Source organism: Paenarthrobacter sp. YIM B13468, assembly GCF_042788025.1.
GTDB classification, from domain to species: Bacteria; Actinomycetota; Actinomycetes; order Actinomycetales; family Micrococcaceae; genus Arthrobacter; species Arthrobacter aromaticivorans.
This window is the reverse complement of the sequence record NZ_JBHZPI010000001.1, coordinates 1-20,950: the sequence shown is the minus strand read 5'-3', so window position 1 is coordinate 20,950 and position 20,950 is coordinate 1. Positions and strand designations below refer to the sequence as shown.

The following is a 20,950-nucleotide window of genomic DNA, read 5'->3' as shown; positions in this document are numbered from 1 at the left end:
ACGATGTAACGGTGAATGATGCCGAAAACACCCCGTACGCGGAATCCACAGATTCCCAGCCCCTGCAAGAGCGCGTCAACAACCGTTCGCAGCGGCCCACATCCGATGCCTTCAAGGCATTCATGGCCAGCAACTGGGCGCCCGCACCGCAGGTAACCCCCGCTCGTGACGCCGTTGCAGACCACGCTGCCCGCCGCCGTCGCGCAATTTCCGAACTGTTCAAGGGCGAACGGCTCGTTATCCCGGCCGGTCCTCTCAAGGTCCGCTCAAATGACTGCGACTATCGCTTCCGCCCGCACTCCGGATTCGCCCACCTCACCGGGCTGGGCCTGGACCACGAGCCAGATGCCGTTTTGATCCTGGAACCGGTAGGTGAAGGAAAGGGCGACGACGGCGGTCACCACACTGCCACCCTGTACTTCCGGCCCCTGGCGGGACGCGATACCGAGCAGTTCTACGCCGACTCCCGGGCCGGTGAATTCTGGATTGGCGCACGGCCGACACTGGCAGAATTCAAGGCCCGCCTGGGTCTGCCCACGGCGCACATTTCCGAACTTGAACTGGCCATCACCAAGAACGTGGGCGCGCCGGAAATCGGCGGCATCTCCATCCGCCTGGTCCGCAAGGTCGATGAGAACATCGATGCTTTGGTGGACACAGCCCGTTACAACACGGCCAAGGATCCTGAGAACCTTGACCTGGGCGAGCTCGATGCTTTGGACGAAAAGCTCAGTGAAGCACTCTCCGAACTCCGCCTGATCAAGGACGAGTGGGAGATCGAGCAGATGAAGATCGCCGTCGCCGCCACCGTGGAAGGCTTCGCCGACGTCGTCCGGGCCCTCCCGCGTGCTTTGACGCACAAGCGCGGCGAACGCGTGGTTGAAGGCGCCTTCTTCGCCCGTGCCCGCGAGGAAGGCAACGAACTCGGCTACGACACCATCGCGGCGTCAGGCAACAACGCCACAGTGTTGCATTGGACCCGCAACTCGGGCGCCGTCAACGCTGGTGAACTCCTGCTGCTTGACGCAGGAGTGGAGGCTGATTCGCTGTACACAGCGGATGTCACGCGGACCCTGCCGGCAAACGGCATTTTTACCGAGGTGCAGCGCAAGGTCTACGAAGCTGTCCTGGACGCTGCTGATGCGGGGTTCGCCGCCGCACGGCCCGGCGTGAAATTCCGGGATATCCACACTGCAGCCACCACGGTGCTTGCCGAGCGCCTCGCTGAATGGGGTCTGCTGCCTGTCTCTGTTGAGGAAGCCATCAGCCCCGAAGGCCAGCAGCACCGCCGCTGGATGCCACACGGCACCAGCCATCACCTCGGCCTGGACGTACACGACTGCGCCCAGGCCAAGCGCGATCTCTACCTTGATGGAATCCTCACGGAGGGCATGATCTTCACGATCGAGCCCGGCCTGTACTTCAAGAACGAAGACCTGGCCATTCCTGCCGAATACCGTGGCATCGGTGTCCGCATCGAGGACGATATCCTCATGACCGCGGACGGCCCCGTGAACCTGAGCGCAGCGTTGCCGCGCAAGGCCGACGACGTCGAGTCCTGGATGGCCGGCATCTACCAGGAAGCCGCGGGCTAGGCTTCAGCAAGGGGAGCAAGTCCGCCCCGGGCAAACAACAGCACAAAGGGAAGGCCACCGGATGGATATCCAGTGGCCTTCCCTTTGTACTTCTTCTGAGGCTATTGCTTGTGGGAATCCTCGTTCCCAGGCTGCTGATCCTCGTGCCGGGGGGCGTTCTGGCCTTCCGTGACTCGAACGCCGTACTGGGGGCGGCCATCGGGCAGGTCCGGATAGCGCATCGGTGACGGCGTCGGGTTCTGTACTGGCTGCGCAGCCGGAGCCTGCGCGCCGGAGGCATCGGGTTCGGTAGGCTCCGGTCCGCGTTGGCCATAGGGATCGTTCCAGGTGGCAGGACGGTCAGGTGCCTGGCCAGGCTGCTGGAAGGGCGCGTTTGGCGGACTGTAGCTTTGTGCTTGTCCGGTGGCAGCCTGGGCGGAGTTCATGGGCAGTTGGTGGAGCAACCGTCGGGCTTCGTGGGCTGCCTCGATGGCAACAATGACATCGTAATTGGTGGCGACCACCTGGCTTGTGGACGTGAAGTCGCGCTTGCCGCGCTGGGTCGCATACGTGGCGATGCCGAACAGCATGAAGAAAGCTGCACCCATAAGCACGGAGGTGATGATGGAGAAGGTGCCACCAGCGGGCGTGAAGAAGGAGAGCATGACGCCAACGAAGAGGCCGAACCACATGCCGCTCAAAGCACCGGACAAGGCAACGCGCGGGTAGCTCAGCCGGCCGGTTACCCGCTCCACCATCTTGAGGTCGTTGCCCACGATCGATACCAGGTGCACGGGGAACTGCTGGTCCGCGAGGTAGTCCACCGCCTTTTGGGCATCCAAATATGAGGTGTACGAGCCAACAGTGTCACCTTGAGGTACGCTGCGGGACTCCTCAACGGCTTTAGGAGCACCAAAAATGTTTGACATAGCCCCATTGTGTCGCATGTAGATGTGAAGCGGCTGGAATTCAGCTAAAAGAGAGCAGACTCGGTAGCCTGTAAACATGAGCACACATCCCTCACGCGTCTTTGTCGCGCGCCTGCTCGGCTTGGACGTTTTCGACCCCCTGGGCGATCGTTTAGGCCGGTTGCGCGACGTCGTCGTGCTCTCCCGGGGGACCCGTGGCGCCCCGCATGTGGTTGGCATCGTGGTGGAAGTGCCGGGCAAGAAGCGGGTCTTCGTACCGATGACCCGAATCACCTCCATCGACCAGACCCAGATCATCTGCACGGGCTTGGTGAACCTGCGTCGCTTCGAACAACGGGGCGCTGAAACACTCGTGGTAGCGGAAATGTTTGATCGCCGCGTCACCCTTGCCGATGGCAGCGATGCAACGATCGAGGACATCGCGATGGACCAGCACCGGTCCAAGGACTGGTTCGTCAGCAAACTCTTCGTCCGTCGCGGGCATTCCTTATCGCCCCTGAGCAGGCTCCGCCGCAACGAAACCCTGATCATTGACTGGGCGGACGCGCAGACCGGTGGGCATAACGAGCCCCAGGCGGCCACACAGTTCGTTGCCACGCACGAGGACCTCAAGCCTGCTGACTTCGCCGAAGCCCTGCAGGAGATGAGCGACAAGCGCCGCTTTGAAGTGGCAAGCGAACTTCAGGACGAACGGTTGGCAGACGTCCTCCAGGAGCTTCCCGAGGACGACCAAGTGGAGATCCTGTCCGCCCTGGACGTGGAACGGGCCGCGGATGTCCTGGAAGAAATGGATCCCGACGACGCCGCCGACCTCCTGGCCGAGCTCCCCTCTGCGCAAGCGGAAGAACTGTTGCAGCTCATGGAGCCCCAGGAAGCCGAAGACGTCCGGCGTCTCTTGGAGTACGACGAAGACACTGCAGGTGGCCTCATGACACCCGTGCCCGTCATCCTGCCTCCTGAAGCCACGGTGGCCGAAGCCCTGGCCCACGTTCGGCGCGAGGAGCTCTCCCCCGCTTTGGCGTCCTCCATCTTCATCGCACGTCCTCCCCTGGAAACGCCCACCGGCCGCTTCCTGGGCGTCGTACATATACAACAGCTCCTGCGCTTCCCTCCGCCGGAGCCGCTGGGCAACCTCGTTGACAAGAACCTTGAGCCGTTGTCGGACCAGGCGCACATCAGCGAAGTAGCCCGGACCCTGGCGACGTACAACCTCAACTCGCTTCCCGTCGTCGACGACGACGGCCGCCTTGTGGGGGCGGTGACTGTTGATGACGTGTTGGATCACCTGTTGCCCGATGACTGGCGCGCTCACGAGGACGACGCCCCTATAAGGAAACTCGGAGGCCGCATTGGCTGATATCAACGCCACCCGATCCCCCAGGTCCACTGGACGCGCAAACAATCCCGGGAGCCTCGACACGCCCCTGAGCGGGCGTCAACGCATACTGCCTAAGTTCTCCCCCAACCCGGACGCGTTCGGCAATGCCACGGAGGGCTTCGCGCGTTTCATGGGTACGCCGCAGTTCCTGGTGTACATGACGGTCTTCTGTCTCTTCTGGCTGGCATGGAATACGTTTGCGCCCACGGAGTGGCAGTTCGACCGCGTGGAGCTGGGCTTCACCCTGTTGACGCTCATGTTGTCGCTCCAGGCGTCCTATGCTGCGCCGCTCCTGCTGCTGGCCCAGAACCGTCAGGACGACCGGGACCGCGTATCGCTGCAGCAGGACCGCCAGCGCGCCGAGCGGAACCTGTCAGACACTGAATACTTGACCCGCGAATTGGCCTCCCTGCGTATCGCGCTGCGTGAGGTAGCTACCCGCGACTACGTCCGCGCTGAACTCCGCAGCCTGCTGGAGGACATCATCGATGCCCAGGAGGAGCTGCGCGAGAGCGAAACGGCAGAAGAAGGCAGCGAATCTTCGGCTGACAAGGTCAAGGAGAAGCTCAAGGAGAAACGGGACAAGTCGCGTGGACCACGCACGCAGCAGATCCCCAAAGTACGCCCGCAACGTCCGGGGCCCCAGCACTCCAGCGCGAAGCCGGCCCCTCCCGAAAACCCTGAAAGCCGAGCGTAACCCATGACCACCCCATCGGCCGAGGCACTTCACGCTGCCTTGGCAACCGTCATTGACCCCGAATTGCGGCGTCCTATCACCGAACTTGGCATGGTGGAGTCGGTGTCGGCCAACGACGACGGCAACGTCCATGTGGCGGTGCTGCTCACGATCGCCGGTTGCCCACTACGAGACACCATTACGGCAGATGCGACAAACGCCTTGTCCGGCGTCGCAGGCGTCACCGGCGTTGACGTGGAGCTGAAGGTCATGACCCCCGCCCAGCGCGAGGCTTTGAAGGAACAACTCCGCGGTCCGGGCGGCCAACGGGGCATCCCATTCGCGAAGCCCGGGTCCCTGACGAAGGTCTACGCAGTGGCCAGCGGAAAAGGCGGCGTGGGTAAGTCCTCCGTCACTGTCAACCTCGCCTGTGCCCTGGCCGCCCAGGGCCTACGGGTGGGCATCGTGGACGCCGACGTGCACGGCTTCTCCGTCCCAGGGCTCATGGGCATCACGCAGAAACCGACGCAGGTGGATGACATGATCCTGCCTCCTGTGGCCTACGGAGTGAAGGTCATATCAATTGGCATGTTCGTTGCGGGAAACCAGCCCGTGGCGTGGCGTGGTCCCATGCTGCACCGCGCTTTGGAGCAGTTCCTCACGGACGTCTACTTTGGCGACCTCGATGCCCTTTTCCTGGACCTGCCTCCCGGAACGGGCGATATCGCGATATCCGTGGCCCAGCTCCTCCCGAACGCCGAAATCCTCGTGGTAACCACCCCGCAGGCTGCCGCCGCGGATGTCGCCGAACGGGCCGGAACCATCGCAACCCAAACCGGCCAGAAGGTTGCCGGCGTCATCGAAAACATGTCCTTCCTGGAAATGCCCGACGGCGGTCGCATGGAATTGTTCGGAAGTGGCGGCGGCGCCGTGCTGGCTGAGCGGCTGAGTGCTGCCGTGGGCAGCGACGTGCCTCTTCTCGGCCAGATTCCCTTGGACATCCGGTTGCGTGAGGGCGGGGATGCCGGAAAACCTGTAGTCCTTGCCGCTGGCGAAACTGCTGCTGCAAGAGCGTTGGAAGTCATTGCAGGGATGCTGGCAACGCGTCCGCGCGGACTATCCGGCATGCCGCTCGGAATCCAGCCGCGCTGAAGCCACCGGGCTTCGAAAGGTCCTTGGAAAACTACGTAGCTTCGGTATCGAAAGGCGCGGCCTCGCCTTCGGCGAGCCGCTCAATAATGCGAGCTGGAGCCTTGGGCTTCGTGTCCACCGCTGCTGCCGCAGCAGTTGCGGCAGCAACTGGGGCGCCGGCGTTGACTGGCTTCGAATCATCCTCAAGCAAAGCATCCTTGATGATGCGCCGTGGATCGTACTGGCGGGGATCGTACTTCTTCCAGTCGACCTCATCGATGTCGATGCCGACTTCTTCCTTGATCTGCTCGCGTGCGCCGGAGGCCATCCTGCGGACTTCCTTCACCAGGTTGGCGAGCTTTTGAGTGTATTCGGGCAAACGGCTGGGACCGATGACGAGTACGCCGATAATCAGAAGGAGTATGAACTCCGGGCCGTTGATTCCAAACACGCTACGAAGATTACCTTGTCTGTGGTGCCGGTCATAAACCAGCGGGACGGAGCAGTGTCCGGAGGCCGCGGATCATCCGTTCGGACCACGTCTCGGAGGCTTGCGGAGCTTTGGTGCTGATCATGGAGTCGCCTGCACGAACCAACTCGGGAACGGCGTCGTCGGCCACATCGGCCGGGAGGTCCGATGAGTAGCTGAGGACTGCAGCGGAGGTCCGGTAGACAGCCTCCCACGGCGTCCCCTGCGTGAGAGAGAGCTGCGCCGATGCCGGACGTCCAGTGACGGCGAGGTCTGAAGCCTGCAGGTGCTCTTCCACAACAGTGGCGTAATGGCCGTTGCTTTCCAGCCGGAGTTCCACCGCCGGGTGACCGTTGTGCACGGTGGCCTTGGCAGCCACGACATGGAAGCCCATACCGCCAAGTTCAGGACATGCCCACCCCTGGCCCCGCAGGGCATCCAACTGTTCGGAGCTCAAATTCACGGGTGCGGTGGGGCGGAAGTCCGGCGTCGCAACGAATTCCGGCGTCATCATCAGTTCCGCTGGGCCGCCGGTTAACGCACTGGAAAGGGATGAGGCGTCGTTGCCGGCACCGATGCCTGCGTTCGGCGCAGTATCTCCTGCCACCGCATATGCCGCCAAGCCCAGTGCACCTGCACTTACCGTGAGAGAGCCAGCGGCCACTCCGGCGATCCGAAGGGCCCGCCACGCACCACCCCTGGTCCGCGAATTTGCGACCAGCGGGACCTGCTCGTTCGCGAGTCGTTGTGTGTGCTGGAGCAAACGCGCCGTCAGGTCCTCGCTGGCTTCGGGCACCGCTGCTCCGCGAAGCCGTTCAAGATACTGCCGCTCCCTGTTCAGGGCAGCACGGCACTCCGGGCAATGCCGTAGGTGCTCTGGGTTCCGGGTGTGGCGCAGGGCAGCAAGTTTGTAACGTGCAGCGGGATTGCGACGTGCAGCGGGTTTGCGGCGTGACAGTGCACCCGGACGGATGTGGCGTCGAGGCATCGACTACCTAAAGAATGCTGGCGATGCGAGGCATCTTCAGGCGGGGCTTGCGGGCGTCAGCCGGGCGGGGGTCACGGTGGGCGAGCTTCTCCCGCAGCATAGTGCGGCCACGGTGGATACGGGACCTGACGGTGCCCAGCTTTACGCCCAGCGCCTCCGCCACTTCGTCGTAAGACAATCCTTCAAGATCGCACAGAACAACAGCAGCCCTGAAATCCGGTGGCAATTCTTCCAACGCACGCTGAACATCAAGGTCCAGGTTGTTGTGCTCGAAGCTCTGCTCGGGGCCTGGCTCGCGGCCCGGCAGGCGTGACTCGGCGTCCTCGGCAAGGGCGTCAAAGCGGATTCGACTCTTACGACGTGCCTGGTCCAGGAAAAGGTTGGTGGTAATACGGTGCAGCCACCCGTCCAGGGTTCCCGGCTTGAAGTTTTCCAGCGAACGGAAAACCCTGACAAACACCTCCTGGGTGAGGTCCTCGGCGTCGAACTTGTTTCCGGTCAGGCGGTAGGCAAGGCGGTACACCTTGGCGGAGTGGTTGGCGACCACGTCCTCCCAGCTGGGCATGACCCAATCTGTAACGGCCTCAACGCTCTCCGATGTCTGGACTGGCGCAGCATGCGATGCCGGCATCGTCCACTCCCCTCAAACTGTGGTTCACCGGACTCGTCCGGTGCCGCCCACCGCGTGGATGACCGGATCAATATCATCCCAAGTTTGTCTGGGAATTTCCTGACTAAGGCACAATTTCCACGCAAGGCGAAATCCTGCCGCAGACACAATCCCGGGACGGCTGCGAACACGGGGTTTGCAGCACTGGACACAGTAGGCTTGTACAGACACCCCTACGCGCGGAAAGCGAACCCTTCATGAGTGCCGACAAGTCAACCAGCTGGTCCTATGCAGAAGATCTGCCTGCTGAGGATGACGTCTTGTTGCGCGCCCGGGAAAGGTCCTTCGAATTGGGCGTCAAGCCCATCAGCCCTGGCGTTGGAGCCGTGTTGACCGTCCTTGCCGCGGCTTCAAAGGCACAAACAGTAGTTGAGGTTGGTTCCGGCGCGGGAGTGTCAGGGGTTTGCCTCTTGCGGGGCCTGGGTCCGCAAGCCGTCCTGACTACCATCGACGTCGATGTCGAACACCTCAAGGCCGCCCGCGAAGCCTTCCTGGAGTCCGGCAGCCCGGCCAACCGCACCCGGACAATCTCCGGCAGGGCCGCCGACGTCCTCCCCCGGCTCACAGACTCCGCGTACGACCTTGTCTTCATCGATGCCGACAAGCCGAACTTCCCCCGCTACGTTGAACAGGCTGTCCGGTTGCTCAAGACCGGTGGCACCCTGGTGATCAACGACGCCTTGGATAAGGACCGCGTCTCAAATCCAGCAGCCCGCGACTCCACCACTGTGGTTCTCCGGCAAGTTGGCAAATCCATTCGCGACGACGACCGCCTGGCCTCAGCGATGCTTCCCACCGGCGACGGACTTCTGGTGGCTGTCAAAAAATAGGAAATTGCCATTTAGCGCACATTCTTAAAGAACGGCACCCAAGAAAAAACGCTGCTGCTTAAACAAAAGCAGGGCTCCGGCTCTCGCCGGGCCCTGGTCTTTTGAATCCAGCCTGCCTATGAATCTATTCGGTAACGCCCACAAGGCATTCCTTGAGGTTCTCCGCCTCCGCGGCATTGAGCTCGACTACAAGCCGTCCTCCGCCTTCGAGCGGCACACGCATGATCAGGCTGCGTCCCTCTTTGGTTACTTCCATAGGGCCGTCGCCAGTACGTGGTTTCATAGCCGCCATTAGGAAAATCCCCTCCATTTGTCCCAAGTCACGCCCAACCCGGCCGGGCTGGATCCGCTTCGCAATTGCAGCCGGCGGCACCGCTTGGGAGGCCGCCTTGGCCGGGCACTTTTAGGTGCTTTTGTCCTTGCTCGTATTCCATTATCCCGTACTTACCCGTCCGTAGCGAATCAATGGACTAATTACCCTGACACGGAACAAAGACACTTCCCGACGGCGGACAGCCGGGTTATGGCGGATAGTCACCGCCTCCGGGCAATGGCGCCCACGCCCAAAGCCACACCACCCAGACAATCTGGAGGAGGACAAACATGACGACGACGGTTCCCCTGTACGCCTTGGACTTGGACAGCAGCGCTGCACCAAGGGCCAGCGGGAAAAGAGGGAGGAGCATCCGGAAAGTGCTGGTTTGGGGATGCAGGAACACCAGCAAGTAGCCCATGTAGGAGGCGCACCAAAGGCGCATTTCCGTGCCCAATGCCCGGACAGGCTTTGAAACCATCAGCAGCACGAACAAGCCGACGAAAACGAAGGGTGCCAGCACGCCAAGAACCGGACCGAACAGCATCCTTCCGGTATCGAACCACGGTTTGAAGGGCACCAGGTCATGTCCGCGCCAGGCAGTTTCCGTCCGCGTGTAGGCGCCGGGATCCCCCGTGACTGCCCAAGCTATGGCGGGCCATGCCAGGGCTCCGAGTCCGGTGGCCAGCACCAAGGCCCCCAGGGACACGAGTTCTGACGTGGACGAAGAGGGAGCCGGTGGCCCGTCATCCCGGATTGCCGGCCTGAAACGCTGCCAGAGCCGCCAAACCAGGAGGAGGCCCAGCATGGCAGCGAAGGGGACTCCCGTGGGTCTGGACAAACACATCAACAGCACCACCGGTATGGCTGCCACGTAGCGTCGCCGGACCACCAGGAGCAATGAACCGGACAACAGCAGGAGGTTCAGGGATTCTGCGTAGGGCACCTGGAGAATTGGCGACACCGGGAACGTGGACACGAAGATGACGCCCCATATCGCCGTACGCCGGCTGGCCGCTTCCCTGAAGAGTTTGAAGATCACCAAGGCAGCACCGAGCCCGGCAACCATGGCTATGGCGGTAAGGGACTGAAGAGTCCCGAGGCCCGTGACGACACTGAGCCCCCGTCCCAGGAACGGGAACAAGGCATAGAAGGCCCAGGCGTTCTCCTTGACTACCCCGTTGGCATCCACGGGGAGCACGGACGGGTAGCCGCTGTCCGCAGCCTGCGAATACCAGCGCCCGTCCCAGATGGTGATGAAGTTCCAGTAGTCCGGCGTGGGCGGGAACCATGGATTCACTCCCTGATGAACAGCAGCCGCCATAAAGATGCAGGCACTGACCACCCGGGCCACCACAAACACCAAGGAAACCTGAAGCCACCAGGGCCAATGTGCCATCCTGGCCGCCGCGGCGGAGATACTCCGCGAAAGGCGTGCAGTGGGTCCTTCCCCGCCAAAACGGGTTGGTGCAGGCGTGCTCACGGTGAGGTCCGCTTGGCGTCGCCATCCTCAAGCTTTGATTGGACCAGCACGCTGAGTCTCTCGATCTCACGGTCCTTGGCTACCAACTGGTCCCGAAGCTCATCAAGGACCTGGTCCACCTGATCCATGCGGTAACCGCGCAGGCCCAGTGCAAAGCGCACGGCGTCGATGTCTGTGGCTGCAGCCTTCTCCGGGAGCAGCACCGGAGGCAGGTTGGGCAGGGGATCATCCAGGCCCGCTCCCACGGAGCCGCCACGGATGATGCGGGCGCCAAAATACAATGCGGCACCGACGAGGACAATCGCGACAAACACCAGGAAAAAGCTCACAGCCACCATCGTGCCAGAAACAGCCGCCTACTCCGGGCGCTGGTTTCCATTGGTCGTGGCTGGAAGCGGAGCACCGTGCAACACACGGTGGACAGCATCGGCAGGGTCATCCACCAGCTGGATCAGGTCCAGGTCCTTTTCGGACACCATCCCTTCAGCAACCAAAGTGTCCCGGATCCACTCAATCATTGGACCCCAGAAGTGAACACCCAACAGCACGATCGGGAACGATGTCACCTTGCGTGTCTGTACCAGGACCATTGCCTCGAACAGCTCATCCAAGGTTCCAAGTCCGCCGGGCAAGACGACGAAGCCCTGGGCGTATTTCACGAACATGGTCTTGCGGGCGAAGAAGTACCGGAAGTTGATCCCCAGGTCCACCCATTGGTTCAGGCCCTGCTCGAACGGCAACTCAATGCCCAGCCCGACAGATACGCCATTGCCCTCAACAGCACCCTTGTTGGCGGCTTCCATGGAGCCCGGACCGCCGCCGGTGATCACTGCGACCCCGGCTTGGGCGAGCTTGCGCCCCACATCCACTGCCATCTCGTAGTACTCGGTTCCGGGCTTGGTACGGGCTGAACCGAAGACACTGACGGCCGGGCCAATATCAGCCAATGCCCCAAAGCCCTCAACGAATTCGCTCTGAATCCTCAGGACGCGCCAAGGATCGGTGTGGATGAACTGCCCGGCACCGCTCGTGTCCAGCAAATGCTGATCGGACATTCCCGTGTCCGCCTGTTTACGTCGCAGCTCCAAAGGACCCTTGTGCTTGGCCGGTGGAATCTCCGAAGGCAGGGGCACATGAACGCCCGCGACGTGGCCATTCGCGTCGGGGCTGGGAACCGGGTGCTGGCTAATGCTCATTGCCCAAGGCTAGCGCGGATGAATGCAAGCGAAGACGCTACGACGCGGTTCTTGCATTGCAGTCTGGTATATCGCTGGAGGGCAGGTTTCTGTTCAGTCACGATCTGGAGGAACTTGCCGTGACCGTGGTCATAATTGTGTCTTTGTTCGCTAGATTCGTCCTATGACTACTCAAGTGTCCGGCGATGCGCTCGTCTCCCTGAACAGCGTCAACAAACACTACGGTCAGTTGCACGTCCTCAAAGACATCAACCTCCAGGTTCGGAAGGGTGAAGTCGTCGTGGTCATCGGGCCGTCCGGCTCCGGTAAGTCCACGTTGTGCCGTGCCATCAACCGTTTGGAAACGATCGACGACGGCGACATCGCGATCGACGGGAAGAAGCTCCCGGAAGAAGGCAAAGAGCTCGCCCACCTGCGTGCAGACGTCGGAATGGTGTTCCAGTCCTTCAACCTGTTCGCCCACAAGACGATCCTTGAGAACGTCACGCTGGGACCGATCAAGGTGAAGGGCGTTGCCAAAGGCACGGCGGAAAGGGAGGCCATGGCCCTCCTGGAACGTGTCGGCGTCGGGCACCAGGCTCCCAAGCTCCCCGCGCAGCTCTCCGGTGGCCAGCAACAGCGTGTGGCTATTGCCCGCGCACTTGCCATGAAGCCCAAGGTGATGTTGTTCGACGAGCCAACCTCGGCCCTGGACCCCGAAATGATCAACGAGGTCCTGGACGTCATGATCCAGTTGGCAAAAGAAGGCATGACCATGATCGTGGTTACCCACGAGATGGGCTTTGCCCGCAAGGCAGCCGACCGCGTCGTGTTCATGGCCGATGGCCAGATCGTGGAAGATTCAACACCCGAGGAATTCTTCACCAATCCGCAGAGCAACCGCGCCAAAGACTTCCTGTCCAAGCTTCTGACCCACTAGCTCCCTGCTGACCCGCATCCAGGCCCGCACGGACCGCACCCAGGCCGTACGCCGGCCAACCAATGAAAGGAATGTCATGAAGAAGGCTTTTATTACCCGGAGGAAATCTCTCCTGGTTGCCGCTTCTGCTGCACTGGCCCTCTCGCTGAGCGCTTGTGGTGGAGGCGGTGGCACCACTACTCCGCCCGTTGCCTCAGCGAGCTTCGAGGCCGGTACCACAATGGCGAAGTTGAACCAGGCCAAGAAGATCACCATTGGTACCAAGTTTGACCAGCCGCTGTTCGGCCAGAAGGGCCTGGACGGCAAGCCCGTCGGCTTCGACGTAGAAATCGGCAAGGCCATCGCCGCCAAGCTCGGCATTGAACCTGACAAGATCGAATGGGTTGAAACCGTCTCCCAGAACCGTGAATCGTTCATCGAGCAGGGCCGCGTTGACCTCGTCATCGCCACCTACACGATCAACGACGCCCGCAAGGAAAAGGTCTCCTTCGCTGGGCCGTACTACGAGGCCGGTCAGGCCCTGCTTGTGAACAAGGACGATAACTCCATCACCAAGCCCGAGGACGTCAAGGGCAAGAAGGTCTGCTCAGTCACGGGTTCCACCCCGGCCAAAACCATCGCCGAGAAGTACGGTGCCGAGGTTGTGCCCGCTGCCACGTATACCGCTTGCCTGGAACCGCTGCGCAACAAGCAGGTTGTCGCCGTCACAACAGACAACGTGATCCTCGCCGGCTACGTGGACAAGGAACCAGACGCCTTCAAGCTCGCTTCGGACGAGACCTTCACCAAAGAGCCTTACGGCATCGGTCTGAAGAAGGACGACACCGTCTTCCGCAACTGGATCAACGACCAGCTCGAGGCGTTCGCCAAGGACGGCACCTACAAGAAGGCATGGGAAGCCACTGCAGGCAAGGTCATCAAGACCACTCCTGAACTTCCTGCGATCAACCGCTACTAGTCGGAACCCGGTTACTGTGGCCGCCCACCCGGACGGCCACAGTAACCGGATCCTGTCCCCTGATAGCTGCAGTCAAAGGAAGCCATGGACGCCGTCATAGCAAGCCTCCCCCAATATTGGGACGGATTTCTCCGAACCCTCTATCTCTCCGTAATTTCAGGAATCGTTGCCCTCCTCGTCGGCACGCTCCTGGCGGCCATGAGGGTTTCCCCCGTGGCCGCACTCCGCGGCTTCAGCATGTTCTATGTTGAAGTCGCCAGAAATACCCCGCTCACAATTATTTTCTTTTTCTCAGCAATCGTGCTTCCGCGGCTTGGCGTCAAGTTCGAGCAGTTTGAAGTCGCCGCGATCATCGCGCTCAGCAGCTACACGGCCGCCTTCATCGCCGAAGCCGTCCGTTCCGGTGTCAACAGCGTCCCAGTGGGGCAAGCAGAAGCTGCCCGCAGCATCGGGATGACCTTCATCCAGGTCCTGGGTTTCATAGTCCTTCCCCAAGCCGTTCGGACTGTTATCCCCCCGATGATCAACATCTTGATCGCATTGGTCAAAAACTCTTCGGTGGCCGGCGCGTTCTTCGTCCTTGAGCTATTCGGCTACGGTCGCAAGCTCTCCAACGACTACGGTGACCAGGTGCTCTGGATCTTGCTCGGAGTGGCATTCTTCTACCTCCTGATTACAGTGCCGTTGGGTCTCGTGGCGCACTTTGTTGAACGAAAGGTGGCGATTGCCCGATGACCTCGGTCCTGTACGACGTCCCCGGGCCCAAGGCCCGCCTCTATTCGCTCCTGGGATCCGTGGCCGGAATCCTCATCATTCTCGGCATCTTGGCCATCGCTGTGACCACGCTCGCACAGCAAGGCATCTTCGACGCCGATCGTTGGGAGATCTTTTACGGCCCCTTGGCTCCCGATGTCTGGAGTCTGATTGGCCAAGGTATCCTCTCCACACTGGCTGCGGCTGCGGTGGCAGCTGTAGTTGCGTTCCCGTTGGGAATCGCCCTCTGCCTCCTGCGTATCTCCCTGATCGCGTGGATCCGGGTTCCCACCCAAGTAGTTCTGGAGTTTCTCCGGGGCATGCCAGTGGTCCTCATGATGCTGTTCATCCTGTTGGTTTTTGCCACAGGACAGTTCCAGGCCGTCGTGGTCGGCTTGGTGCTCTACAACGCGGCCATTTTCGCCGAAATCCTTCGTGCCGGCATCCAGTCCCTTCCCAAGGGGCAACGCGAGGCTGGACTCGCGATCGGCCTTCGGAGCTTCCAGTCGCGCATGTCCATCGAGTTCCCGCAGGCAGTTCGCCGGATGCTCCCGTCGCTGGTGGCCCAGCTGGTGGTTCTGCTCAAGGACACGTCACTCGGATACATCGTTGGCTACGAGGAACTCCTGCGGAAGATCCAGATCATGGCCGACTTCCTGGGCCCGGACTTCCTGTTTCCCGCGTTCTTCGTGGGCGCTGCAATCTACATCCTGATCAACCTGACCGTTTCCCGGATTGCGATCTGGATCGAACGGCGAGGTTCCAAGAAGGCGGCCGGTGGCATGGCTTCGGCCATCAAGACCGTTGACCTTGAGGTAAACGTCCCTGGACCTGAAAAGAAGTAGTCCCAGGAACATTCCTTTAGGCATGAAAGAAGGTCCGCAGCCGTTCATTCGGCTGCGGACCTTCTCTTTATGCCTTTGAACCTCAGCGAACCAGCCACGTCCGGAGTGCACGAAGGCATTCCCGGACGGCATCGGCGTCGACGTGTTCATTGTCCTTGTGCGCCAGCAACGGATCGCCGGGTCCAAAGTTCACAGCCGGGATGCCTAGCTCACTGAAACGCGCGACGTCGGTCCAACCGTATTTCGGCTTTGGTTCCGCGCCCACTGCGGCCACGAAAGACGCAGCTGCCGGGTGGTTCAGTCCGGGCCGGGCGCCGGCAGCAGCGTCCGTTCGGACGACGTCGAATCCGTCCAGGAGCTCCCGCACGTGGGCCTCAGCCTGGTCCGGCGTCTTGTCTGGAGCGAAGCGGTAGTTGATCTCTACCACGCAGCGGTCCGGGATGACGTTGCCAGCCGTGCCGCCATTGATCCTGACCGCATTGAGGCTCTCCCGGTAGTCCAGGCCGTCCACGTTGATGGTCCGCGGCTCGTAGGCTGCGAGGCGCGCGAGGATGGGTGCCGCGGCGTGGATCGCGTTGCTGCCCATCCACGCGCGGGCTGAGTGGGCCGCTTCACCGAGGGTGGTCGCTTCGAACCGGCTGGTTCCATTGCAGCCCCCTTCAACTGTGCCGTGTGTGGGCTCAAGAAGAATGGCAAAGTCCCCCAGGAGCAGGTCACCATGATTGCGGACCAGCCTGCCCAGGCCACTCTTGACGGCCTCTACTTCCTCGTGGTCATAGAAGACAAAGGTGACATCCTTGTCCGGTTCCTTGCCGTCGTCGAACAAGGTCGCCGCGAGTGCGAGCTGCACGGCAACGCCGCCCTTCATGTCGGTAGTCCCCCGGCCATAAAGCACGCCCTCCCCGGGAATGCCCGACTCCCACGTCGCCGGAACGGTGCCCAGCGAGCCTTCCACCGTGGGCAGCGGCACAGTGTCCAGGTGTCCAGCGAGGATGACGCGCTCGGCGCGGCCAAGCTCGGTGCGGGCAATGATGGCGTCGCCGTCACGGACGACTGTGTATTCGGGGATGGCGCGCAGGGCGGCCTCGACGAGATCGGCGAGCTGGGTCTCGTTGCCGGAGACACTGTTGATATCGATCAGCGCGGCTGTCAGCAAGGCGACGTCCTGGCGCAGGTCCAGTAGGGCAGGGGCAGGGTTAAGGGTCACCACTCCACCTTAACGCTCCGGGCGGCTGTGATTCGGGCAACAAATGCGACCTACCCGGGGTGAGACGGGTTTCAGCCGTGCCACGGGCGCTCGATACACTTGGGCCATGACTGAAACTGCTTCCTCTGCTGCGCCCGCAAACCACCGATCAGCCTACGGATTCGGCCTCGCCACCATCGCAACCTCGCCTTCCGGGGAAGCAACCGTACTGGATGTCTGGTACCCGGCGCCTGCCTTGGGTGTAGCCGCTGAAACCCTTCGTGACGTCGAGAATGCCGATCCCGCACTCACTGCACTGGCCGACGACGGCAAGGACGCCGATCGCGGTACAGAGCAGAAAGTGGTCTTCGCACAGATCGACCTCGACGCCGCGCCCGCCGATACCGCCGATGCTTACCTGCGCCTTCACCTCCTCTCGCACCGCTTGGTCAAGCCCAACAGCATCAATCTGGATGGCGTCTTCGGCAAGCTCCCCAACGTCGTATGGACCAACTTCGGTCCCGCCGCCGTCGAAGGTTTTGAAATGACGCGTGCGCGCCTGCGCAAGCGCGGCAACGTCGTGGTCTACGGCGTGGACAAGTTCCCGCGCATGGTTGACTACGTTGTTCCCACCGGTGTGCGCATCGCCGACGCCGACCGCGTCCGTCTGGGTGCCCACCTGGCCGAAGGCACCACGGTGATGCACGAAGGCTTCGTGAACTTCAACGCCGGAACCCTCGGCACGTCCATGGTGGAAGGCCGCATCTCCGCTGGAGTGGTGGCCGGTGACGGCACGGACGTCGGCGGCGGTGCCTCCATCATGGGTACGCTCTCCGGCGGAGGCAAGGAAAAGATTGCCTTGGGCGAGCGGGTACTGCTTGGTGCTAACTCCGGCGTCGGCATCAGCATCGGCGACGATTCCGTGGTGGAAGCCGGCCTCTACGTCACCGCCGGCACCCGCGTCCGTGTGCCTGGTCCCAAGGACGAGAACGGCGAAGATACCAGCAAGATCATCAAGGCCGTGGAGCTTTCCGGTGTTCCCAACCTCCTGTTCCGCCGCAACTCCACAACCGGTGGCGTGGAAGTCCTGCCCCGCAAGGGCCAGACCGTGGAGTTGAACGAGGCACTCCACGCCAACTAGCACAAGACAAGCAATGCGCCGGTTCCGCCGCGCCATCGTTGCGGTGCTCGCGCTGGCCCTCGTGGCCGGTGCTATCTACACGATAGTTGCCATACTGCAGCGCTCCGAGACCCTGGTCTCGGAGCGCTGCCTCGCCGTCATAGGTTCAGAAAGCTACGAGTTGGCTACCGACCAAACGGCCAACGCCTCGCTCATCACGGCTATCTCTGTTCACCGCAGACTTCCACCAAGGGCTGCAAGCATCGCCCTCGCCACCGCGATGCAGGAGTCCAAGCTGCGGAACATCAATTACGGCGACGATGCAGGACCTGATTCCCGGGGGTTGTTCCAACAGAGGCCATCGCAAGGCTGGGGAACCGAGGCACAGGTCATGGACCCTGTCTATGCGACGAACGCCTTCTATAACGGCCTCATCAAAATTCCCGGTTACGAGACCATGGAGATTACCCTGGCAGCCCAGCAGGTCCAGCGCTCCGCGTTCCCCCGGGCATACGCCCAGCACGAGAACATGGGTCGCGCTTTCGCTTCTGCCCTCACCGGTCATTCCGAATCCGCGCTGACCTGTGAACTCCGGATGCCTGAAGCGGCCGGTGACCCTGCCGCCGTCGTGGAGGAACTGACGACGGCGTACGGCCCCCAGCCCGGGACAGTCCAGGGCCGCTCGGTGCAACTGGATGTCACCGGTACGCAAGCCTGGGCAGTTGCCCATTGGGCTGTGGCCAACGCCAAGTCTCTGTCCATCACGCAAGTGGATGTTGGCGGTCAGACGTGGAACAGGGAAAAACGCGACGGGTGGATTGCTTCGGCGGCGCCGTCTGAATCAGTGACCATCACCGTCTCGGCACCGACCACCTGAGCTAGGCGAGTATCTCCACCACAGGCTGGACATAACTGCGGAAGACGTCGGGCTCGGACAGCAGCTTGTGGCTCATGATCATGGTGCTGGGCTCCAAGTACCAGGCGCGGGGTTCGTTGAGCGGCAACTCGATGATGGTGAGATCAAAGTCCCGCGAACTACGCCCGACTTCCAGAAGCCTGTCCTCCACCATCTCGTTCAGGACTCCCGTAACGCCGTTGGCTTCGCGCTCTGCCTCGATCTTCGCGTATTCATCGATCCTGTCCGTTGCCCATCCCAAAGCTGAGCCAAAGTGTGCCTGCAGGACACGCTGGAGGGCAGGGGAATTCCCGAAGGCCTTGAAGCTGGGCGGCGCGAGCTCAAGTGCCGGGTCGGGATAGGTCTTCACGAGCTTCTCCCACCAGGCCTCCCACTCGGTTTTCAGGGCGTGGATCCCGCCCACATCCGAGGTGAGGTGACTGTGATCGGCATGGCGGACCTTGGGAGCAGCGTGCGACAGTAACGGTTTTCCGGCACCGTCGAGTCCAGCTACATCGCGCAAGTACAGGGCGATGAGCATCGGCCCGGACGTGTCCATGGTGATGCGCCATCCCGGGCCGCCTGACTCATGCATCCGAATTCCTCCCTTGGCAGGTTCCCGACATGTCCCAGTCTATTCCCGTTGGCTTGCTACGGTAACGGTGCGGGAGACACTGCTTGCCGGGCGGCATGTGGACGTCCCGTGGCGAGGCCGGGACAGCCTATGGCGTAGCCGGCACCGGAGCGAAAGCTGCGAGATGGGCCGTGAGGACGTCGCTGCACATCTCGGCCGTCATCCATTCGGGCTGGAGCAGGGCATGCATGCAAAGGCCGTCCATGGTGGCCAGGAGCCGTTCAGCCTCTGTGACAAGGCTTTGCCGGGCTTCGGCTTCGCCGGGGCTCAACAGGATGATGAGGCGTCCCACAATGGCAGCGACTGCGCGGTGACTGCGTTCGGCCTCGGCAGCCAGCACTGGTTTGATTCGCGCAGCGTGGCGGAAGGCCATCCAAACGCAGGCGTCCACAGCGAGCTCTTCATCCAAGGGAAGGAACTGACCCAAGAGGTTCAACACCGCGGCGTGCTGCCCGGCGCTGCCCGGAGTTTCGCCTTCAACGGCAAGCAAAGCCGACTCCAGCCGGCCGCTGATACGGTCGATGACGGAGGCAAAGGAGAACACGAGAAGCTCGTCGCTGCTGGCAAAATAGTGCCGCACGGAGCCTACGGCCAGTCCGGCTTCATCTGCTACTTCACGAAGGGATGCCCGCTCCAAACCGTCGCTTGCGATGATCCTGAAGACAGCTTGGACAACTTCCTGGCGCCGGGCTTCGGCATCAACAATTTTGGGCACCAGTAGTTTTTAGCACGAACGTGCTTCAACCACGCTCAACACTGAGCGGCGTGGCTCGGATTTCCGATAGCGTAGACACCATGAAAATTCTTGTCACGGGTGGCACCGGCTACATCGGTTCGCACACCGTTCTGTCCCTTCAGGAAGCCGGCCATGACGTCGTCGTGCTCGATAACCTCGTGAACTCCAGCGAAGAGTCACTGCGCAGGGTTTCCGAGCTCACTGGCAAGACCGCAGCCTTCCACAAGGTGGACCTGGTGGACGAGCCCGCCGTCGAGGCCGTGTTCGACCAGCACCAGATCGACGCCGTGATCCATTTCGCAGGACTCAAGGCCGTGGGCGAATCCGTTCAGGAGCCATTGGCGTACTACTACAACAACATCGTGGGCACGCTGAACCTGCTCCGGGCCATGGACAAGCACAATGTCCGTTCCATCGTGTTCAGCTCCTCCGCAACCGTATATGGCGAGCACAATCCCATCCCGTACATCGAGAAGATGGAAATCGGCGCCAACAACCCGTACGGCCGCACCAAGGAACAGATCGAAGACATCCTCTCAGACCTGGGGAATGCGGACGACCGCTGGCATATCGCACTGCTGCGCTACTTCAACCCCGTGGGCGCCCACCCGTCCGGCCGCATCGGTGAGGACCCGCAAGGCATCCCCAACAATCTCGTCCCGTTCATCGCCCAGGTTGCCGTGGGACGCCGCGAGAAGCTCATGGTTTTCGGTGGCGACTATGACACCCCGGATGGCACAGCCCAGCGCGACTACATCCACGTAGTGGACCTCGCTGAAGGTCACGTAGCCGCACTGAACTTCATCGCTGACCGCGCGGGAGTCCGCCGCTGGAACCTGGGGTCCGGCAGGGGATCCTCCGTGTTGGAGGTACTGAGGTCCTTCGAAAAGGCCGTCGGACACGAGCTGCCCTACGAAATCACGGGCCGCCGCGCTGGCGACCTCCCCGCCTTCTGGGCCGATGCTTCGTCCGCCCTCGCAGACCTCGGATGGTCCACCACGAAGACCGTGGACCAGATGTGCGAGGATCACTGGCGCTGGCAGAAGAACAATCCGTACGGATACAACGCTTCCTAATAACAACGCGGGGTCACTTAGGGCCCATATCGGCCTGCTTTATGGGCCGCAAGTGACCCCGCGTTGCTTATTACAGACTGAACCGACGACGGCGGGGGGAGGGGGGGGGGGGGGGGGGGGGGGGGGGGGGGGGGGGGGGGGGGGGGGGTGGGGTGGGGGGGGGGGTGGGGGGGGTGGAGGGGGGCTAGAAC

The 20,950-nt window shown here is 62.0% G+C and carries 23 protein-coding genes; 12 read left to right on the top strand and 11 right to left on the bottom strand.

The genetic code is table 11. From position 1 onward, the window contains the following. The first annotated feature begins 11 nt into the window (after nt 1-11). Nucleotides 12-1,595, top strand: coding sequence for an aminopeptidase P family protein (locus ACFX4T_RS00115; protein WP_377650420.1), 1,584 nt, complete (start codon nt 12-14; stop codon nt 1,593-1,595). Between the two features lie 101 nt (nt 1,596-1,696). On the opposite strand, the gene ACFX4T_RS00110 is transcribed toward ACFX4T_RS00115, so the two are convergent. After that, nucleotides 1,697-2,503: a general stress protein gene (locus ACFX4T_RS00110; protein ID WP_216924110.1), complete on the bottom strand. Its 807-nt coding sequence runs from the start codon at nt 2,501-2,503 to the stop codon at nt 1,697-1,699. 76 nt (nt 2,504-2,579) lie between these two features. On the opposite strand from ACFX4T_RS00110, the gene ACFX4T_RS00105 reads away from it, so the two are divergent. From ACFX4T_RS00105 to ACFX4T_RS00095, 3 genes are read left to right on the top strand one after another with little or no spacing between them, the layout of a single operon-like run. After that, nucleotides 2,580-3,860 carry a magnesium transporter MgtE N-terminal domain-containing protein gene (locus ACFX4T_RS00105; RefSeq protein WP_216924111.1) on the top strand — a complete coding sequence of 427 codons (1,281 nt, stop codon included), beginning with the start codon at nt 2,580-2,582 and terminating at the stop codon, nt 3,858-3,860. Continuing rightward, complete coding sequence (locus ACFX4T_RS00100) at nt 3,853-4,578, top strand: DUF1003 domain-containing protein (RefSeq protein WP_254186212.1); 726 nt, start codon at nt 3,853-3,855, stop codon at nt 4,576-4,578. The genes ACFX4T_RS00105 and ACFX4T_RS00100 overlap by 8 nt, the downstream gene beginning before the upstream one ends. Nucleotides 4,579-4,581: 3 nt before the next feature. Continuing rightward, entirely contained in the window at nt 4,582-5,709 is a 1,128-nt protein-coding gene (locus tag ACFX4T_RS00095; RefSeq protein ID WP_377650419.1) for an Mrp/NBP35 family ATP-binding protein, read from the top strand. Nucleotides 5,710-5,740: 31 nt separating this feature from the next. Here ACFX4T_RS00095 and ACFX4T_RS00090 read toward each other — a convergent pair whose 3' ends face one another. Genes ACFX4T_RS00090 through sigE form a run of 3 tightly spaced genes read right to left on the bottom strand, consistent with a single transcriptional unit; the run spans nt 5,741 to nt 7,776 of the window. After that, a complete protein-coding gene (locus ACFX4T_RS00090) occupies nt 5,741-6,139 on the bottom strand; it encodes a Sec-independent protein translocase TatB (RefSeq protein ID WP_216924113.1) in 399 nt (132 codons plus the stop codon). A 31-nt stretch (nt 6,140-6,170) separates the two neighbouring features. Continuing rightward, the gene (locus ACFX4T_RS00085) at nt 6,171-7,145 is read right to left on the bottom strand and encodes a hypothetical protein (protein ID WP_377650418.1); all 975 of its coding nucleotides are present in this window, start codon (nt 7,143-7,145) and stop codon (nt 6,171-6,173) included. A gap of 7 nt (nt 7,146-7,152) precedes the next feature. Beyond that, entirely contained in the window at nt 7,153-7,776 is a 624-nt protein-coding gene (gene sigE, locus ACFX4T_RS00080; RefSeq protein WP_223946471.1) for an RNA polymerase sigma factor SigE, read from the bottom strand. Nucleotides 7,777-8,012: 236 nt separating this feature from the next. Here sigE and ACFX4T_RS00075 point away from each other — a divergent pair, with 236 nt between their 5' ends. Further along, a complete protein-coding gene (locus ACFX4T_RS00075) occupies nt 8,013-8,645 on the top strand; it encodes an O-methyltransferase (protein WP_223946472.1) in 633 nt (210 codons plus the stop codon). Between the two features lie 124 nt (nt 8,646-8,769). Here the strand turns inward: ACFX4T_RS00075 and ACFX4T_RS00070 are convergent, their stop codons facing one another. The 4 genes from ACFX4T_RS00070 to ACFX4T_RS00055 form a co-directional block, all read right to left on the bottom strand. Then, nucleotides 8,770-8,937, bottom strand: coding sequence for a DUF3117 domain-containing protein (locus ACFX4T_RS00070; RefSeq protein WP_064721643.1), 168 nt, complete (start codon nt 8,935-8,937; stop codon nt 8,770-8,772). Between the two features lie 229 nt (nt 8,938-9,166). After that, complete coding sequence (locus tag ACFX4T_RS00065; RefSeq protein ID WP_377650615.1) at nt 9,167-10,357, bottom strand: hypothetical protein; 1,191 nt, start codon at nt 10,355-10,357, stop codon at nt 9,167-9,169. Nucleotides 10,358-10,437: 80 nt separating this feature from the next. Next, nucleotides 10,438-10,779: a DivIVA domain-containing protein gene (locus ACFX4T_RS00060; protein WP_216924116.1), complete on the bottom strand. Its 342-nt coding sequence runs from the start codon at nt 10,777-10,779 to the stop codon at nt 10,438-10,440. 18 nt (nt 10,780-10,797) lie between these two features. Next, entirely contained in the window at nt 10,798-11,637 is an 840-nt protein-coding gene (locus ACFX4T_RS00055; RefSeq protein WP_377650417.1) for a TIGR00730 family Rossman fold protein, read from the bottom strand. Between the two features lie 163 nt (nt 11,638-11,800). On the opposite strand from ACFX4T_RS00055, the gene ACFX4T_RS00050 reads away from it, so the two are divergent. The 4 genes from ACFX4T_RS00050 to ACFX4T_RS00035 all read left to right on the top strand — a co-directional run bounded on the left by ACFX4T_RS00050 (nt 11,801) and on the right by ACFX4T_RS00035 (nt 15,112). After that, nucleotides 11,801-12,556: an amino acid ABC transporter ATP-binding protein gene (locus tag ACFX4T_RS00050; protein WP_216924118.1), complete on the top strand. Its 756-nt coding sequence runs from the start codon at nt 11,801-11,803 to the stop codon at nt 12,554-12,556. 76 nt (nt 12,557-12,632) lie between these two features. Further along, nucleotides 12,633-13,514 (top strand): glutamate ABC transporter substrate-binding protein, encoded by an 882-nt coding sequence (locus ACFX4T_RS00045; protein WP_216924120.1) that lies wholly within the window; start codon nt 12,633-12,635, stop codon nt 13,512-13,514. Between the two features lie 84 nt (nt 13,515-13,598). After that, nucleotides 13,599-14,249 (top strand): amino acid ABC transporter permease, encoded by a 651-nt coding sequence (locus ACFX4T_RS00040; RefSeq protein WP_216924122.1) that lies wholly within the window; start codon nt 13,599-13,601, stop codon nt 14,247-14,249. Beyond that, nucleotides 14,246-15,112 (top strand): amino acid ABC transporter permease, encoded by an 867-nt coding sequence (locus ACFX4T_RS00035; protein ID WP_216924124.1) that lies wholly within the window; start codon nt 14,246-14,248, stop codon nt 15,110-15,112. Before ACFX4T_RS00040 ends, ACFX4T_RS00035 begins: the two co-directional genes overlap by 4 nt. 82 nt (nt 15,113-15,194) lie before the next feature. On the opposite strand, the gene dapE is transcribed toward ACFX4T_RS00035, so the two are convergent. Beyond that, nucleotides 15,195-16,319: a succinyl-diaminopimelate desuccinylase gene (gene dapE, locus ACFX4T_RS00030; RefSeq protein ID WP_216924126.1), complete on the bottom strand. Its 1,125-nt coding sequence runs from the start codon at nt 16,317-16,319 to the stop codon at nt 15,195-15,197. Nucleotides 16,320-16,425: 106 nt separating this feature from the next. Here dapE and dapD point away from each other — a divergent pair, with 106 nt between their 5' ends. Next, nucleotides 16,426-17,439, top strand: coding sequence for a 2,3,4,5-tetrahydropyridine-2,6-dicarboxylate N-succinyltransferase (gene dapD, locus ACFX4T_RS00025; RefSeq protein WP_216924127.1), 1,014 nt, complete (start codon nt 16,426-16,428; stop codon nt 17,437-17,439). Nucleotides 17,440-17,452: 13 nt separating this feature from the next. Beyond that, a complete protein-coding gene (locus ACFX4T_RS00020; protein ID WP_377650416.1) occupies nt 17,453-18,295 on the top strand; it encodes a hypothetical protein in 843 nt (280 codons plus the stop codon). A 1-nt stretch (nt 18,296) separates the two neighbouring features. Here the strand turns inward: ACFX4T_RS00020 and ACFX4T_RS00015 are convergent, their stop codons facing one another. Next, nucleotides 18,297-18,908 (bottom strand): hypothetical protein, encoded by a 612-nt coding sequence (locus ACFX4T_RS00015; RefSeq protein ID WP_216924129.1) that lies wholly within the window; start codon nt 18,906-18,908, stop codon nt 18,297-18,299. A gap of 127 nt (nt 18,909-19,035) precedes the next feature. Then, complete coding sequence (locus ACFX4T_RS00010; protein ID WP_377650415.1) at nt 19,036-19,662, bottom strand: TetR/AcrR family transcriptional regulator; 627 nt, start codon at nt 19,660-19,662, stop codon at nt 19,036-19,038. Between the two features lie 80 nt (nt 19,663-19,742). Here ACFX4T_RS00010 and galE point away from each other — a divergent pair, with 80 nt between their 5' ends. Then, nucleotides 19,743-20,759, top strand: a complete 1,017-nt coding sequence (gene galE / locus ACFX4T_RS00005; protein WP_216924132.1) for a UDP-glucose 4-epimerase GalE — start codon at nt 19,743-19,745, stop codon at nt 20,757-20,759. Nucleotides 20,760-20,950: the final 191 nt, after the last annotated feature.